Genomic DNA, 13,332 nt, shown 5'->3' with positions numbered 1-13,332 from the left:
CCCTGTGCGACGCATCGGTGAGCAGCCGGGGGGGCCTGGTGTGTGGCGTCACCACGGCGGCCGGGGGAGACTGCAACCGGACCCGCAGCATCGATGTGAACGGAGGGGCGAACCGTGGCACGACATGGCAGAGACGAGGACGAGGCGCACGAGGCTCCAGCCGGGGCTCCGGCCGGTGCCCGGAACGGCACCAGGGCGCTCGCTCAGTGGCGCATCCCACTGGTGGGGCTGCTGATCGGCGTCGGCCTGGGCGTGGTGTTCGGACTGGGCACCGAGAGGCCCTGGGGCACCGTGATCGGCTGCGCGATGATGGGCTTCGCCCTCGGCATCGCGTGGATGTATGTCGAGCGCGGCCGGGACGGGAGGGACCGCTGACATGTGCGGCCGCTACGTGATGGCCCGCGCCACGAGCGACCTGGTGGCCCTGGGCGATGCCGAGACGAATGAGGAGCTGGTGCTGCGCCAGAGCTGGAACGTGGCGCCGACAGCCGAGGTGCCGATCCTCGTGGCGCATGCGGACGACGTCGGCGCCGGAGTGACCCGGCGGATCCACGTGGCACGCTGGGGCCTGGTGCCGCCGTGGGCGAAGGAGCTGTCCGTGGGGTCCCGTGCGTTCAACGCGCGCTCGGAGACCGTGGCCTCCAAGACGACGTTCCGGGCCGCCGTCCGCGCCCGCCGCTGCGCCGTGCCGGCGGAGGGCTACTACGAGTGGAAGACGCCGGAGCCTGGCGCCAAGGGTCCCGACGGGCGGGCCGCGAAGAAGCAGCCCTACTACGTGCACCCGGCCGGGGCCGGGGACGGCGAGGGGCCGGTCATCTGGTTCGCCGGCCTGTACGAGTGGTGGCAGGACCCCGAGGCCAAGGCCGCGGGGGAGGACGCCTGGGTCCTCTCGACGACGGTCCTCACCATGGCCGCGCCCGACGCGGACGACGACGAGCCGGTGCTCGCCGCGCTCGGCCAGCTGCACGACCGGCTACCCGTGCCCATGGGCGCCGAGACGATGGACCGGTGGCTCGCTCCGGACACGCTCGGGTCCGCCGAAGAAGCCGACGCCCTCGTGGGCCAGGTGTGCGCCGGCGCGTACGACGTCGCGGCGGGCTGGTCGCTGCGGCCCGTGGGGGGCGCCGTGGGGAACGTCCGGAACAACGGGCCGGAGCTGATCCAGGAGATGAGAGAGCAGCAGGGCACGCTGCTCTGAGAGACGGGGCGACGACGGTGATCGGCCCGTGAGACGCGGGAGCGCGGTGCCGCGGCATCGTGACCGGATCGAGACGGATCCGAGACCGTTCTGAACTCCCCCTGAGAATGGGCTCTGCGTAGCGTGGGTGTCACCGGGCCGGTATGAGCGCCGCATCTTTTGGAGGGGTGCCACGGTGAGGCCGGTGAACCGCAGTCCGTCACCCGAGCCCGCGTGGCCATTCACCAGGAGCGTCCTGCCATGATGTCGTCCCCGTCCTCGTTCAAGGTGTCCACCCGCCCGTTCGTCCCGACCACCCGCCCCGCCCGTCTCGCCGCCGCCGCGATCCTGACCGTGAGTCTCTTCGCCGGGGCCGCGCCCGCCGTCGCCGTGGAAGAGGCGGGACCCACCGTCTCCGAGGGGGTGTGTGACTGCGCGTGGGGCCCGGAGCCGGCGCCCGGCCCGGGCTTCGAGCTGCCTGACCTGGCCTCCCGCTGGACTCCCGAGCAGGGCATCCGTTCCGGCACGTTCCGCCAGATGGTGCCGGGCCTCGTCGTCATGGAGGGCTTCTTCGACCTGCGTCAGGACCAGATCGCGCTCACCGTCGCCCCGTACAGCATGGAGACCGGCCACGGTGACCAGGTGGCCGTCCCGTTGGTGTACGACGACGTCTACTCAGACCTCGGTGCGGTGCGCGTGGCGGATGCGCGGGCGCTGCTCGGCGAGGCCGGAGACGGTCATCTCCTGTTCACCCTGTCCGTGGACGGTACCCCGGTGGCCGCCGCCCTCTATGACGAGGCCGCCGGCACTCCGGAGGGCGACATAGGCCCTTCTGCCGGGCTCGTCTTCGCGTGGGGCGAGCACAGCCTGGCCGACCCCGTGTTCGGGGACTACCCCGAGCGGTTCCTCACGCTGCAGCACGCCGAGCCGGGCGTGCTGCTGCCGTTCCGGTCCGAAGGCCTGGGCGACGACGCGGCGGTCGCGGAACTCTCGTGGGGTCCGCGCTGGGGTGCCCTCTGGCGCGACACCACGTTGGGCTTCTTCACCGGGTTTCACTACCTCGCCGACGCGACATACCCGACCGACGATCGCCTCGTCCTCGACTGGTCGCTGGACGGGGTGACTAAGAGTGAGGACGTCATCATCACCCAGGACGCGGAGCGGTCCGACGTCTTCGCGCTCGTCGAGTTGCTCGCGGACGGGCAGAAGCCCCGGGCCCTGAACGTGCCGGCGGAGGAGGACGCCCCGTCTCCCGGTGAGGCGGACCCGGTGCCGCCCGCCGAGCAGGAGCCCGTCGACACTCCGGCCCCCGTGGCCGGGGAGGAACCGGGGGAGGGAACGGGCGGGGAGGAGGCCCACACGACCCCGGACACGGTCGAGACCGGGCGTGAAGTTCCGGCGGGCGCGCTCGGAGCGCTCGCGGCCCTCGGCGCGGGACTCGTGCTCATGGCCCGGGGGCGGGTGCGCCAGGTCTGACACACCCGGCCGACGAGTGGGCCGCGGGGCGGTGGACGGGAGACCGTCGGCCGCCCCGCGGTCTGTGCTCAGCCGGCCGGAGCGGATTCGATGGGGCCGGTGCAGCCCCAGGCTGAGGAGTCGACGCTGCAGTCATCGGCGACATTGCGGGTGATGGTGCGCCAGATGTTCGCGGTGACAGGGGCCGAGTCGAGGCTGATGGTGCCCGGGATGAGCACCCACTCGCCCCCGGCCTCCCGGTATTCGCCGATGTACACGGTGGTGAGGCGGACCGTGTACTGCCCGGTGTCCTCGTACACGTGGCTCGTGGGGGTGGGGACGTTGAACTCCGGCTGGCTCTGGCCTGCGACCGAGGTGGTCTTGGTGGGGGACCCGTCCCCGTAATCCCAGTGGAAGCTCACCGGCGTGGCGCGGAGTTCGACCTCGACCCCGTTGAGGGTGGTGACGAGCGTGCGCGTCTCGGCGTCTGCGTAGAAGTTGGTCTCCGCATTGCGGATCCCGCGTCCGCCGTTGTCCGACCGGATCTCAGGCTCCAGCACGAGGAGCGTGCGGACCTCGTCGATGGAGACGGGCGGGGCGCCGTCTGCTGCTGGGGCTGGCGAACCCGCAGTAACGCATTCCGGCCGGCTGTAATAGGGATCCCTATCTGGGCGAGTTGTGTCGACGAACTGCTCACGTACCCATGCCCCTTCTGGGCAAAAGGCCTCGGTCTGTTCGCGACACGTCCCAAAATCGGAATTATTCTCTTGATTCGGAAAACAGGCGTCTACAGTGCGCTGCTCGATTGCCGGCTTTTCTCTGGCTCTTGGAGCGGCAACTTCTGATACCGGTTCGGAGGCCGGCTGAGGGGGCTGTGTTCGCGACTGTTTCTTGCACTGCGTTCGAATCCTAAATTCGACGTCTTCTCGCTTGCCACTAATGGGAACATCGGTGCAGGGCTTCGCGCGCTGTGCGTGTGCCGATGGCGCTTGAATCAGCGTTAGGGCAATGCAAGCAGTTACTATCGCAATCAAAATACGCGGGATGGAAGGCATTATTGAGCATCCTGGTGATTTTGCATCTCATCGATCACCCAGTGGCCCTTGGAGGGTTCGTAGACTACGTCGGCCAGCCAGGTCTCGTCGTGAGTTTCCACCCCACTGGCAGAGTCGTCTCTAACGCCCTGCGAGTCGAAGACCTCTACAGCGGATGCGTCACGAACAAGAGTAGCGGTGTAGCCAAACTCTGACGGGGTGAGAGTCAACGATTTGATCGAGGTGCGCTCTCCCGTCGACCAGCCACCTTCTTTGTAGTGTTGGGCAGTTGAGTCGGATACGGCTTGGCAAAGCTCGCAGTATTCGCTGTATGTCGAATCAAAATCAGCAGTTTCTCCGGTCTGGTCAGTGTAGTAAATGGCCTCCCAGAAATAGCGAATCGCCGCCTCGGCGCCCTCCTTGGTCTCTTCCTTCATGGCGGCGGGCATCTCCGGCTTGGGCACGTTCTGAGCGGGACCGTCGGCAGATGCGGGCACGTATTCGCCGGACCTGCTCTCCGTGGCCGTGGGGGATGAGCTGACGCCCGCGGTCTCGCTCGTGCTCGCGGGCGCGGACGTCTCGACGGCGGGCTTGGCGGACGAGGGTGACGTCGTCGACGACTCGGCGGGCTCGGACTGCCCGCCACAGGCGGTCAGTGCGAGCGCCAAGGCCACGCTGAGCGTGCCGGCCTGGGCGAATCGGTGGCGGCGCAGGGCGCGCCCGGGTGCGGTGAGAGACATTTCCCCTCCAACTGGACGTCCGTCGTGTGTCCGCGCCTCCCGCGCTGATCCCGCAGCGCGGTGCCCGTGGCATGCGAGGCCCGGTTGGTTCGGAGTATACGCAGGCGGATTGTGGTCCTGCTCGCATTGTCCACAGGACCGTGCCGGCGCACTTCTTCCGGCCCAAGAGACGATTTTCTCGTGCGTGTGCGCCCCAAGGTCGGGTTTGAGGCCTACGGCCAGGACTCGGCCAGCCGGCCTCACGAAAAGGGCGTTCCCGGCCTCGCCCGTCTCGGGGCGATGCGTCCTTAACGTGTCCGGCGGGCGCCCTACCTTCGCACACATCGCATTCGAACACGTGTTCGAGTACGATCGGGGGTGCGGCCCCACCTTCCCACTTCTTCCCCGCGTCCGGTCCGCCGGACGGGCCGCGCTCCCATCGCCCGACGGCACCCCGTCGTCGGTCCGGTCAGCAGTGCACAGGGAGAGAAGCAGAATGGGAGTCCTCACACAGTCGGTGGCGGTGGAGTGCGGGGCAGACGGTACCCCGCAGGGGCTGCGCTGGAACGGGCGGGACTACGTCCTCGCAGAGCGCCCCGTGCGCTGGTTCGAGCGGCGCCGCTGGTGGGCGGAGGAGGTCCGCGCGGAGAAGGGCCGCGGCGCCGGTCTCGTCGACCACGAGATGTGGCGGCTGCAGGTCCGCCTGGCCCGGGCCGGCGCCGCGCCCCTGCAGACCCTCGACGTCGCCCACCACCTGGACTCCGGCCGGTGGCGGCTCGTGCGCGTCCATGAGCACGCCCAGGACCTGAGGCGGTCGGCATGAGCCAGGCCGCCGCGGCCGGACGCACCGCCGCACCCTTCGCCCACCTGCACGTCGCCTCCGCGTTCAGTGCCCACTACGGGGCCAGCTGGCCCGAGGACCTCGTGGCCGCCGCCGCGGCCGCGGACATGGACCTGCTGGCCTGCACCGACCGGGACGGGCTCTACGGCATGGCCAAGCACGTGGGCGCCTGCCTGCGCCACGGCATCACCCCGATCGTGGGCGTGGACCTGGCCGTCCGGTGGAGCGAGGACGAGGACGCCGGCCGCGTGGTCGTGCTCGCCCGAGGCGGCTGTCATGGCTCCGGCTACCGCTCCCTGTGCGAGCTAGTCTCCGCCGCCCACGCCCGCACCACCGGGGGAGCGGCGGGCGGCAGCCCCTGGGCCAGCGTCGCCGAGCTCGCCGCCGCGGCGGCCGGCCGGGTCCCCACCGCCGCCAACCGGGACAACCCGCCCACCCCCGGGCTGTTCGTCCTCCTCGGCCCGGACTCGGACGTCGGCCGCCACCTGGCCCGCCGCCGGTACGCGGCCGGCCTCGCCGCCCTGCGCCGCTGGAAGGCGGCCCTGCCCGCAGGCAGCCCCCACGCCGACGTCGTCACCCACCTCTCCGCCCCCGGCCGCCGCCTCGACACCGGGCACGCCGTGAAGACCCTCCGCGCCGCCCGCCAGGCCCGCATCCCCGCCGTCCTGACCAACGCCGTGCGCTACGCGGCCCCGGACGGCGCCGCCACCGCGGACGTCCTCGACGCCGTCCGCGCCCTCAGCTCCCTCGACGCCCTCCACAACCTGCAGCCCAACGGGCAGGGCTGGCTCAAGTCCACCGCCGCCATGCACCGCATCGCCCACGAGGTCGCCTCCGCCGCCGACGACCGCCCCGCCCCCCTGCTCGAGGCCACCCGCCGCCTCGCCGAGGCCTGCGCGCTCGACCCCGAGACCGACCTCGGCTGGGGCGTGCCCCGCGTCCCCGAGGCCGCCGTCATCGGCATCGACGGCCCCCCGGAGCACGTGCTGCGCGAGCGCACCCGCACCGGCCTCCTCGCCCGCTACCCCCACCTCCACACCGGGGGAGGCCTCCCCGGCACCAGCCAGGCGGCCCGGGATCTGCAGGACCGCGCCGAACACGAGCTCGGCATCATCACCCGACTCGGCTTCTCCTCCTACTTCCTCACCGTGGCCGCCGTCGTCGACCTCATCGAGGGCATGGGCATCCGCGTGGCCGCCCGCGGCTCCGGCGCCTCCTCCCTCGTCAACCACGCCCTGCGGATCTCCCATGTCGACCCCATGGCCAACGGCCTGATCATGGAGCGCTTCCTCTCCACCGACCGCTCCACCCTCCCGGACATCGACATCGACGTGGAGTCCGCCCGCCGCCACGAGATCTACCACGCCGTCGTCGAGCGCTTCGGCGCCGAGCGCACCACCCTCATGAGCATGCAGAACGCCTACCGGGCCCGCGGCGCCGTCCGCGACGCCGGCCTCGCCCTCGGCATGCCCGAACCCGAGGTGGACGCCATCGCCAAGCAGCTCTGGCGCTTCTCCGCCTCGAACTTCCGCGAGGCACTCCAGCGCATGCCCGAACTCGGCGGCCTCTCCCGCCGCATCGAGTCCGGCCGCGCCGAGGGCGACCGCCAGCTGGACCTGCTCGTCGACCTCACCGAACGCCTCGACCGCCTGCCCCGCCACATCTCCATGCACCCCTGCGGCGTCATCCTCGGCGACGCCACCCTGCTGCACCGCACCCCCGTCCAGCCCTCCGGCATGGGCCTGCCCATGAGCCAGTTCGACAAGCACGACATGGACCCCATGGGCTTCCTCAAGCTCGACATCCTCGGCGTGCGCATGCAGTCCGCCATCGCCTACACGATCGCCGAGGTCGAACGCACCACGGGCGAGCGCATCGACCTCGAACAGGTGCCCCTCGACGACCCCGCCACCTACGCGATGATCCGCACCACCCACACCCTCGGCTGCTTCCAGATCGAGTCCCCGGGCCAGCGCGAACTCGTCGGCAAACTCGCCCCCCGCGAGTTCAACGACCTCACCGTGGACATCTCCCTCTTCCGCCCCGGCCCCATGCAGTCCGACATGGTCCGACCCTTCCTTGAACAGCGGCACGGCTGGGCACCCGCCCACTACCCGCACCCCGACCTGCGGCCCGTCCTCGCCGAGACCCACGGGGTCACCGTCTTCCACGAACAGGTCCTGCGCACCATGGACGTCATGACCGGCTGCGGACTGGCCCGCGCCGACGAGCACCGCCGCCTCCTCGGCGGCCCGCAGGAACACCTCGTCGAAGAGGCCTTCCGCACCGGCGCCCTCGCCCGCGGCTACTCCCTCGAAGTCATCGACGAGGTCTGGGCCACCCTCTCCGCCTTCGGCTCCTTCGGCTTCTGCAAGGCCCACGGCGCCGCCTTCGCCGTCCCCACCTACCACTCCGCCTGGCTCAAGACCCACCACCCCGCCGCCTTCATGGCCGCCATCCTCGAACACGACCCCGGCATGTACCCCGCCCGCCTCATGGTCGCCGAGGCCCGCCGCATGGGCATCCCCGTCCTCCCCGTGGACGTCAACGCCTCCTCCCGCCACGTCCACGTCGAGTGGGTCCCCGCCCACCCCGAGATCGACGACGGCGCCCCCGGCCGCTGGGGCATCCGCCTGCCCCTCACCAGCCTCTCCGGACTCAGCGAAGCCGAGACCGACCGCCTCGACGCCGGCCGTCCCTACCGCTCCCTCGCCGACGTCCGCGACCGCGCCCGCCCCACCGCCCGCAACCTCGAACGCCTCGCCCAGCTCGGCGCCCTCGACTGCCTCCTCCCACCCGGCGGCGCCTCCCGCACCGACCTCGTCCACCACCTCGAACTCCAGCACTCCACCACCCGCGGCACCGCCCCCGGCCGCACCGCCCCGCGCTCGCGGTCCGCCCGTCCACGGCAGGTGGAGGGCCAGCTGGCCCTGGACCTGCCGGACACCGAGCTCACCGCCCTCGCCCCGCTCTTCCCGGACCCGGCCCCGACCGCCCGGGTCCGCACCGAGCTGGAGCTCACCGCCCTGGACGTCACCGCCCACCTCATGGACTCCCACGCCCCGTACCTGGACGCGCTCGGCGTCACCCGGGCGAAGGACCTGCTCGGGCTGCGCACGCAGTCCCGGGTGCTCGTGGCCGGGGTGCGCGTGGCCACCCAGACCCCGCCCATGCGCAGCGGCAAGCGGGTGGTGTTCCTCTCCGTGGACGACGGCACCGGCTGCGTGGACGCCTCCTTCTTCACCGAGGCCCAGCACGCCTCGGGGGAGATGCTCTTCTCCGCCCGCCTCCTGCTGATCGAGGGCACCGTCCGGCGCACCGGCGACCGGGCCGTGTCCGTCCAGGCCGTGCGCGCCTGGGACCTGCACCGGCCCGAGACGCTCCCGGACCCCGACTACCTGGACGCCACCCGGCAGCAGTGGCGGGACTGGCTCGCGGCGGACCGCCGAGCCGCCGCCGCGCGCCGCAGCGGCCGGGCGGGCACCGGGGCGCAGCCCCTGCCGGACATCCCGCACCACGGCACGGGCGGCTGGCCCGTGAAGGTGCGCACCGACGTCGGGCCGGGCGGCGGGGCCCGCCCCGGCCGCACGGCACACGATCGGCCCGCTCCGGAGCACACCCCGATCCCGGTGCCCCACCCGGAGACGTGGGAGCTGCTGCCCACCCCGGACAGATGAGACCGTCCGCCTCCGTGCCCCGCCGTCCGGCCGCGCCCCTAGAATGGGACGCGGCCGACGGTGGCCCCCGTACGCCACCGATCCCGAAGCCAGACCTCGAAGGAGCACCGTGTCGGAGCCGAAGAACATCCTGCTGACCGTGGACGGAGAGCTGCGGGAGGTGACGCACGGCACCACCGGCCTCGACCTCTTCCGCGAGAAGCCGACCACCGCCGTGATGCGGGTGGACGGCCTGCTCTGGGACCTGGCCCGGGAGATCCCCGCCGGCGCGTCCGTCGAGTCGGTGGACATCACGGAGCCCGAGGGCCTCGAGGTGCTGCGGCACTCCACCGCCCACGTGATGGCCCAGGCCGTGCAGCAGCTGCGCCCGGGCGCCAAGCTCGGCATCGGCCCGTACATCACGGACGGCTTCTACTTCGACTTCGACGTCGACGAGCCCTTCACCCCCGAGGACCTCAAGCAGATCTCCTCGCTCATGCAGAAGATCGTGAAGTCCGGCCAGACCTTCCGCCGCCGCGTCGTGGACGAGGAGACCGCCCGCGCCGAGATGGCGGAGGAGCCCTACAAGCTCGAGCTGCTCGGCAAGAAGGACGCCGCGGACACCGCCGGCGAGGGCGCCTCCGTGGAGGTCGGGGCCGGGGAGATCACCATCTACGACAACGTGGACCGCAAGACCGGCGACGCCGTGTGGTGCGACCTCTGCCGCGGCCCGCACCTGCCCTCCACCAAGCTCATCGGCAACGGCTTCGCGCTCACCCGCTCCGCCGCCGCCTACTGGCTCGGCAACGAGAAGAACAAGCAGCTGCAGCGCATCTACGGCACCGCCTGGGCCAGCAAGGACGACCTCAAGGCCTACCAGGAGCGCCTCGCCGAGGCCGAGCGCCGCGACCACCGCAAGCTCGGCGCCGAGCTGGACCTGTTCTCCTTCCCGGACGAGCTCGGCTCCGGTCTGCCCGTGTTCCACCCGCGCGGCGGCATCATCCGCAAGGAGATGGAGGACTACTCCCGTCGGCGCCACACCGAGGCCGGCTACGAGTTCGTCTACACCCCGCACATCACCAAGCAGCACCTCTACGAGGTGTCCGGCCACCTCGACTGGTACGCGGACGGCATGTTCCCGCCCATGCACATCGACGAGGTCCGTGATCCCGAGACCGGCGAGATCACCCGCCAGGGGCAGAACTACTACCTCAAGCCGATGAACTGCCCCATGCACAACCTGATCTACCGCTCCCGCGGCCGGTCCTACCGTGAGCTGCCGCTGCGGCTGTTCGAGTTCGGCTCCGTGTACCGGTACGAGAAGTCCGGCGTGGTCCACGGGCTCACGCGCGTGCGCGGCATGACCCAGGACGACGCCCACATCTACTGCACCCGCGAGCAGATGAAGGAGGAGCTGACCACCACGCTCAACTTCGTCCTCGACCTGCTCAAGGACTACGGCCTCAACGACTTCTACCTCGAGCTCTCCACCAAGGACCCGGAGAAGTTCGTCGGCTCCGGCGAGATCTGGGAGGAGGCCACCCGCACCCTCGCCGAGGTCGCGGAGGCCTCCGGTCTGCAGCTCGTCCCGGACCCGGGCGGCGCCGCGTTCTACGGCCCGAAGATCTCGGTCCAGGCCCGGGACGCCATCGGCCGCACGTGGCAGATGTCCACCATCCAGCTGGACTTCAACCTGCCCGAGCGCTTCGACCTCGAGTACCAGGCCGCCGACGGCACCCGTCAGCGCCCCGTGATGATCCACCGCGCCCTCTTCGGCTCCATCGAGCGCTTCCTGGGCGTCCTCACCGAGCACTACGCCGGTGCGTTCCCGGCCTGGCTCGCCCCGGAGCAGGTCGTGGCCATCCCCGTGGCCGAGGCATTCAACGACTACCTGGACGACGTCGTCGCGAAGCTGCGGGCCGAGGGGATCCGGGCGCGCCTGGACGACTCCTCGGACCGCTTCCCGAAGAAGATCCGCACCGCGGCCAAGGAGAAGGCGCCGTTCGTGCTGATCGCCGGCGGCGAGGACAGGGAGGCGGGCGCCGTGTCCTTCCGCTTCCGCGACGGCACCCAGGACAACGGCGTGCCGGTGGAGGAGGCGATCGAACGCATCGTGAAGGCGGTGCGCGAGCGCGAGGTCACCCCATGACCAGCCCCGGCACCGGCGGATCCGACGCGCGGGCGCAGGCCCGCGCGTCGGCGGACGCCGCCGCCACGGACGGCTTCGAGCTGCCCGGCGCCCCGGACGCCTTCGAGCGGTTCTGGAACGCCCACCGCATGGCGTACGTGTCCAAGGGGACGGGCCAGGTCAAGGACGAGCACACCTGCCCGTTCTGCGCGGCCCCGCAGCGCGACGATGAGGACTCCCTCATCGTCCACCGCGGCCGCACCGCCTACGTGGTGCTGAACCTGTACCCGTACAACCCCGGTCACCTGCTCGTCTGCCCCTACCGCCACGTGCCCCTGTACACGGACACCACCACGGAGGAGGCCGCCGAGATGGCGGAGCTGACCCAGACGGCGATGCTCGCCCTCGGCCAGGCCGCCGGCGCGTCCGGCTACAACCTCGGCATGAACCAGGGGGCGGTGGCCGGCGCCGGGATCGCGGCCCATCTGCACCAGCACGTGGTGCCGCGGTGGACCGGCGACGGCAACTTCCTGCCGATCATCGCCCGGACCAAGAACATGTCGCAGACCCTGGGGGAGACCCGTCAGATCCTCGCGGACGTCTGGGACCGGGCCGCCCAGGACCACGCCGCGCGCCAGGCGGCCAACGCCCGTGCCGCGGGCGAGCACCCTCGCCCGGGGGCCGGAGGCCCCGCCTGATGCTGGACCGTCACGCGCGCGACCTCACCACCCGTCTGTTCACCCCGGTGGCCCATACGCTCCTGCGGGCCGGGGTCAGTCCGGACACCGTGACAGTCGTCGGCACGCTCGGCGTGAGCCTGGGCGCGCTCGTGCTCTTCCCCCTGGGGCACCTGTTCTGGGGCACGCTCTTCATCACCGCGTTCGTGTTCTCGGACCTGGTGGATGGGATCATGGCGCGCGAGGCCGGGTCCACCGGCCGCTGGGGCGCGTTCCTCGACTCCACCCTGGACCGTGTGCAGGACGCGGCCGTGTTCCTCGGGCTGTGCCTGTGGGGCTTCGGCGTCGGCGCCGCACCCGCGGTCGGCGCGCTCTCCGGGGCCTGCCTCGCCCTGGGCATGCTCGTCTCCTACGTGCGTGCCAAGGCGGAGGCCCTCGGCTGGAGCGCACACGTGGGCATCGCCGAGCGCGCCGAACGGCTCGTGGCCGCCCTCGTGGTCGCCGGCCTCACCGGCCTCGGTCTGCCCCCGGTCGTCCTGGCCGTCACCTTGGGGCTGCTCGCCGCCGCGTCCCTGGTCACCGTCGGCCAGCGCATGGCCGCGGTGCGCCGCCAGGCGCGCGACGACGCCTGACCGGCCCAGCCGCAGGACCCGCCCGTCAGCCCGCCGCGATCTCCGCGACGACGGCGTCCGTCACCCGCACGAGGTCGGTGGGGGCGATCTCCACATCCAGGCCGCGTTGCCCGCCGGAGACGTACATGAGCTCCGCGTCGAGGGCGGAGGAATCCAGGACGACGGGGTGGGGCCGGCGCTGGCCCAGGGGCGAGACGCCGCCCCGCACGTAGCCGGTCCGGCGTTCGACGACGGCCAGATCGGCCAGGGCGAGCCGCTTGACGCCCAGCACCGCGGCGGCGGCCCGCAGGTCCAGCTGACCGGACACGGGCACCACGCACGCCGCGAGCGCACCGTCGGGGTCCGCCACCATCAGCGTCTTGAACAGTCGGTCGGCGGGCACGCTGAGCGCCCGGGCGACCTGGACGCCGAACCGCTCGCCGCCGGCGTCGAGGGCCACGTCGAAGGTGTGCAGCCGGTACGGGACCCCGGCGGCCTCGAGAGCGGCGACGGCCGGCGTGGCCGCCCCGTGCCGGGCGCCGCGATCCTTCTTGCGCTGGCCCACGGCGGACTCAGGCGATCCCGGCCTGCTCGCGGACGTTGCGCTTGATGCGGCCGAGCATGGCGGACATGCCGCGCAGGCGCAGGGGGGTGAGGGCCTGGGCCAGGCCGAGGCGGGTGGGGATGTCCTCGGGCACGTCCAGGACATCGAGGGCGCTCAGCCCGTCCAGGCCCTGGGTGAGCACGGAGGCGAAGCCGCGCGTGGTGGGCGCCTCCGGGGGAGCGGTGATGAAGAGGCGGACCGGGGCCTGCGGGCCGGGCTCACCCTCGAGTTCGACGGCCAGGAACAGCGGGGTCTGACACTCCACGACCTGCTCCATCTCGGCCTCGTGGCCGTCGTAGCGCTCCGGCAGCGCCGGCAGCTCGTCCGAGAACTCCAGCAGCAGCTCGAGCTTCTCGGGATCGGGCACCCCGGCGAAGTCGTCGATGATCTCGGCCAGGGCGGCGGGCACGGCGTGGTTCTCGGTCATGGT

Annotated in this window: 12 protein-coding genes; 8 read left to right on the top strand and 4 right to left on the bottom strand. The window is 71.8% G+C overall.

Annotation, left to right across the window (positions count from 1 at the left end; all coding sequences use genetic code 11):
* Nucleotides 1-222: 222 nt before the first annotated feature.
* From SOY78_RS07345 to SOY78_RS07335, 3 genes are all read left to right on the top strand, one after another.
* Nucleotides 223-375, top strand: a complete 153-nt coding sequence (locus SOY78_RS07345; protein WP_282963510.1) for a hypothetical protein — start codon at nt 223-225, stop codon at nt 373-375.
* A 1-nt stretch (nt 376) separates the two neighbouring features.
* Nucleotides 377-1,198: an SOS response-associated peptidase gene (locus tag SOY78_RS07340; RefSeq protein WP_282963511.1), complete on the top strand. Its 822-nt coding sequence runs from the start codon at nt 377-379 to the stop codon at nt 1,196-1,198.
* Nucleotides 1,199-1,438: 240 nt separating this feature from the next.
* Nucleotides 1,439-2,653 carry a hypothetical protein gene (locus SOY78_RS07335; RefSeq protein ID WP_324701363.1) on the top strand — a complete coding sequence of 405 codons (1,215 nt, stop codon included), beginning with the start codon at nt 1,439-1,441 and terminating at the stop codon, nt 2,651-2,653.
* 68 nt (nt 2,654-2,721) lie between these two features.
* Here SOY78_RS07335 and SOY78_RS07330 read toward each other — a convergent pair whose 3' ends face one another.
* Nucleotides 2,722-3,192, bottom strand: coding sequence for a PKD domain-containing protein (locus SOY78_RS07330; RefSeq protein ID WP_004167595.1), 471 nt, complete (start codon nt 3,190-3,192; stop codon nt 2,722-2,724).
* A gap of 494 nt (nt 3,193-3,686) precedes the next feature.
* On the bottom strand, nt 3,687-4,406 hold the full coding sequence (locus SOY78_RS07325; RefSeq protein WP_237069535.1) for a DUF6318 family protein: 720 nt from the start codon (nt 4,404-4,406) through the stop codon (nt 3,687-3,689).
* Between the two features lie 475 nt (nt 4,407-4,881).
* Between SOY78_RS07325 and SOY78_RS07320 the strand changes: the two genes are divergently transcribed.
* The 5 genes from SOY78_RS07320 (at nt 4,882) to pgsA (ending at nt 12,319) form a co-directional block, all read left to right on the top strand.
* On the top strand, nt 4,882-5,208 hold the full coding sequence (locus SOY78_RS07320) for a DUF6504 family protein (protein ID WP_036338972.1): 327 nt from the start codon (nt 4,882-4,884) through the stop codon (nt 5,206-5,208).
* Entirely contained in the window at nt 5,205-8,903 is a 3,699-nt protein-coding gene (locus tag SOY78_RS07315; protein ID WP_324701362.1) for a DNA polymerase III subunit alpha, read from the top strand. The genes SOY78_RS07320 and SOY78_RS07315 overlap by 4 nt, the downstream gene beginning before the upstream one ends.
* A 109-nt stretch (nt 8,904-9,012) precedes the next feature.
* The gene (thrS, locus tag SOY78_RS07310; protein WP_270618427.1) at nt 9,013-11,031 is read left to right on the top strand and encodes a threonine--tRNA ligase; all 2,019 of its coding nucleotides are present in this window, start codon (nt 9,013-9,015) and stop codon (nt 11,029-11,031) included.
* Nucleotides 11,028-11,708: an HIT family protein gene (locus SOY78_RS07305; protein ID WP_078026252.1), complete on the top strand. Its 681-nt coding sequence runs from the start codon at nt 11,028-11,030 to the stop codon at nt 11,706-11,708. The genes thrS and SOY78_RS07305 overlap by 4 nt, the downstream gene beginning before the upstream one ends.
* Nucleotides 11,708-12,319, top strand: coding sequence for a phosphatidylinositol phosphate synthase (gene pgsA, locus SOY78_RS07300; RefSeq protein WP_078026253.1), 612 nt, complete (start codon nt 11,708-11,710; stop codon nt 12,317-12,319). Before SOY78_RS07305 ends, pgsA begins: the two co-directional genes overlap by 1 nt.
* Before the next feature lie 25 nt (nt 12,320-12,344).
* On the opposite strand, the gene ybaK is transcribed toward pgsA, so the two are convergent.
* Together ybaK and SOY78_RS07290 are read right to left on the bottom strand one after the other, a co-directional pair.
* Nucleotides 12,345-12,863 carry a Cys-tRNA(Pro) deacylase gene (ybaK, locus tag SOY78_RS07295; RefSeq protein ID WP_282963514.1) on the bottom strand — a complete coding sequence of 173 codons (519 nt, stop codon included), beginning with the start codon at nt 12,861-12,863 and terminating at the stop codon, nt 12,345-12,347.
* A 7-nt stretch (nt 12,864-12,870) separates the two neighbouring features.
* On the bottom strand, nt 12,871-13,329 hold the full coding sequence (locus tag SOY78_RS07290) for a SufE family protein (RefSeq protein WP_255845047.1): 459 nt from the start codon (nt 13,327-13,329) through the stop codon (nt 12,871-12,873).
* Nucleotides 13,330-13,332: the final 3 nt, after the last annotated feature.

This window comes from Micrococcus sp. HOU01 (assembly GCF_035609305.1).
Taxonomy (GTDB): Bacteria; Actinomycetota; Actinomycetes; order Actinomycetales; family Micrococcaceae; genus Micrococcus; species Micrococcus luteus.
The sequence above is the reverse complement of the archived record's forward strand: the minus strand, read 5'-3'. Positions and strand labels throughout refer to the sequence as shown.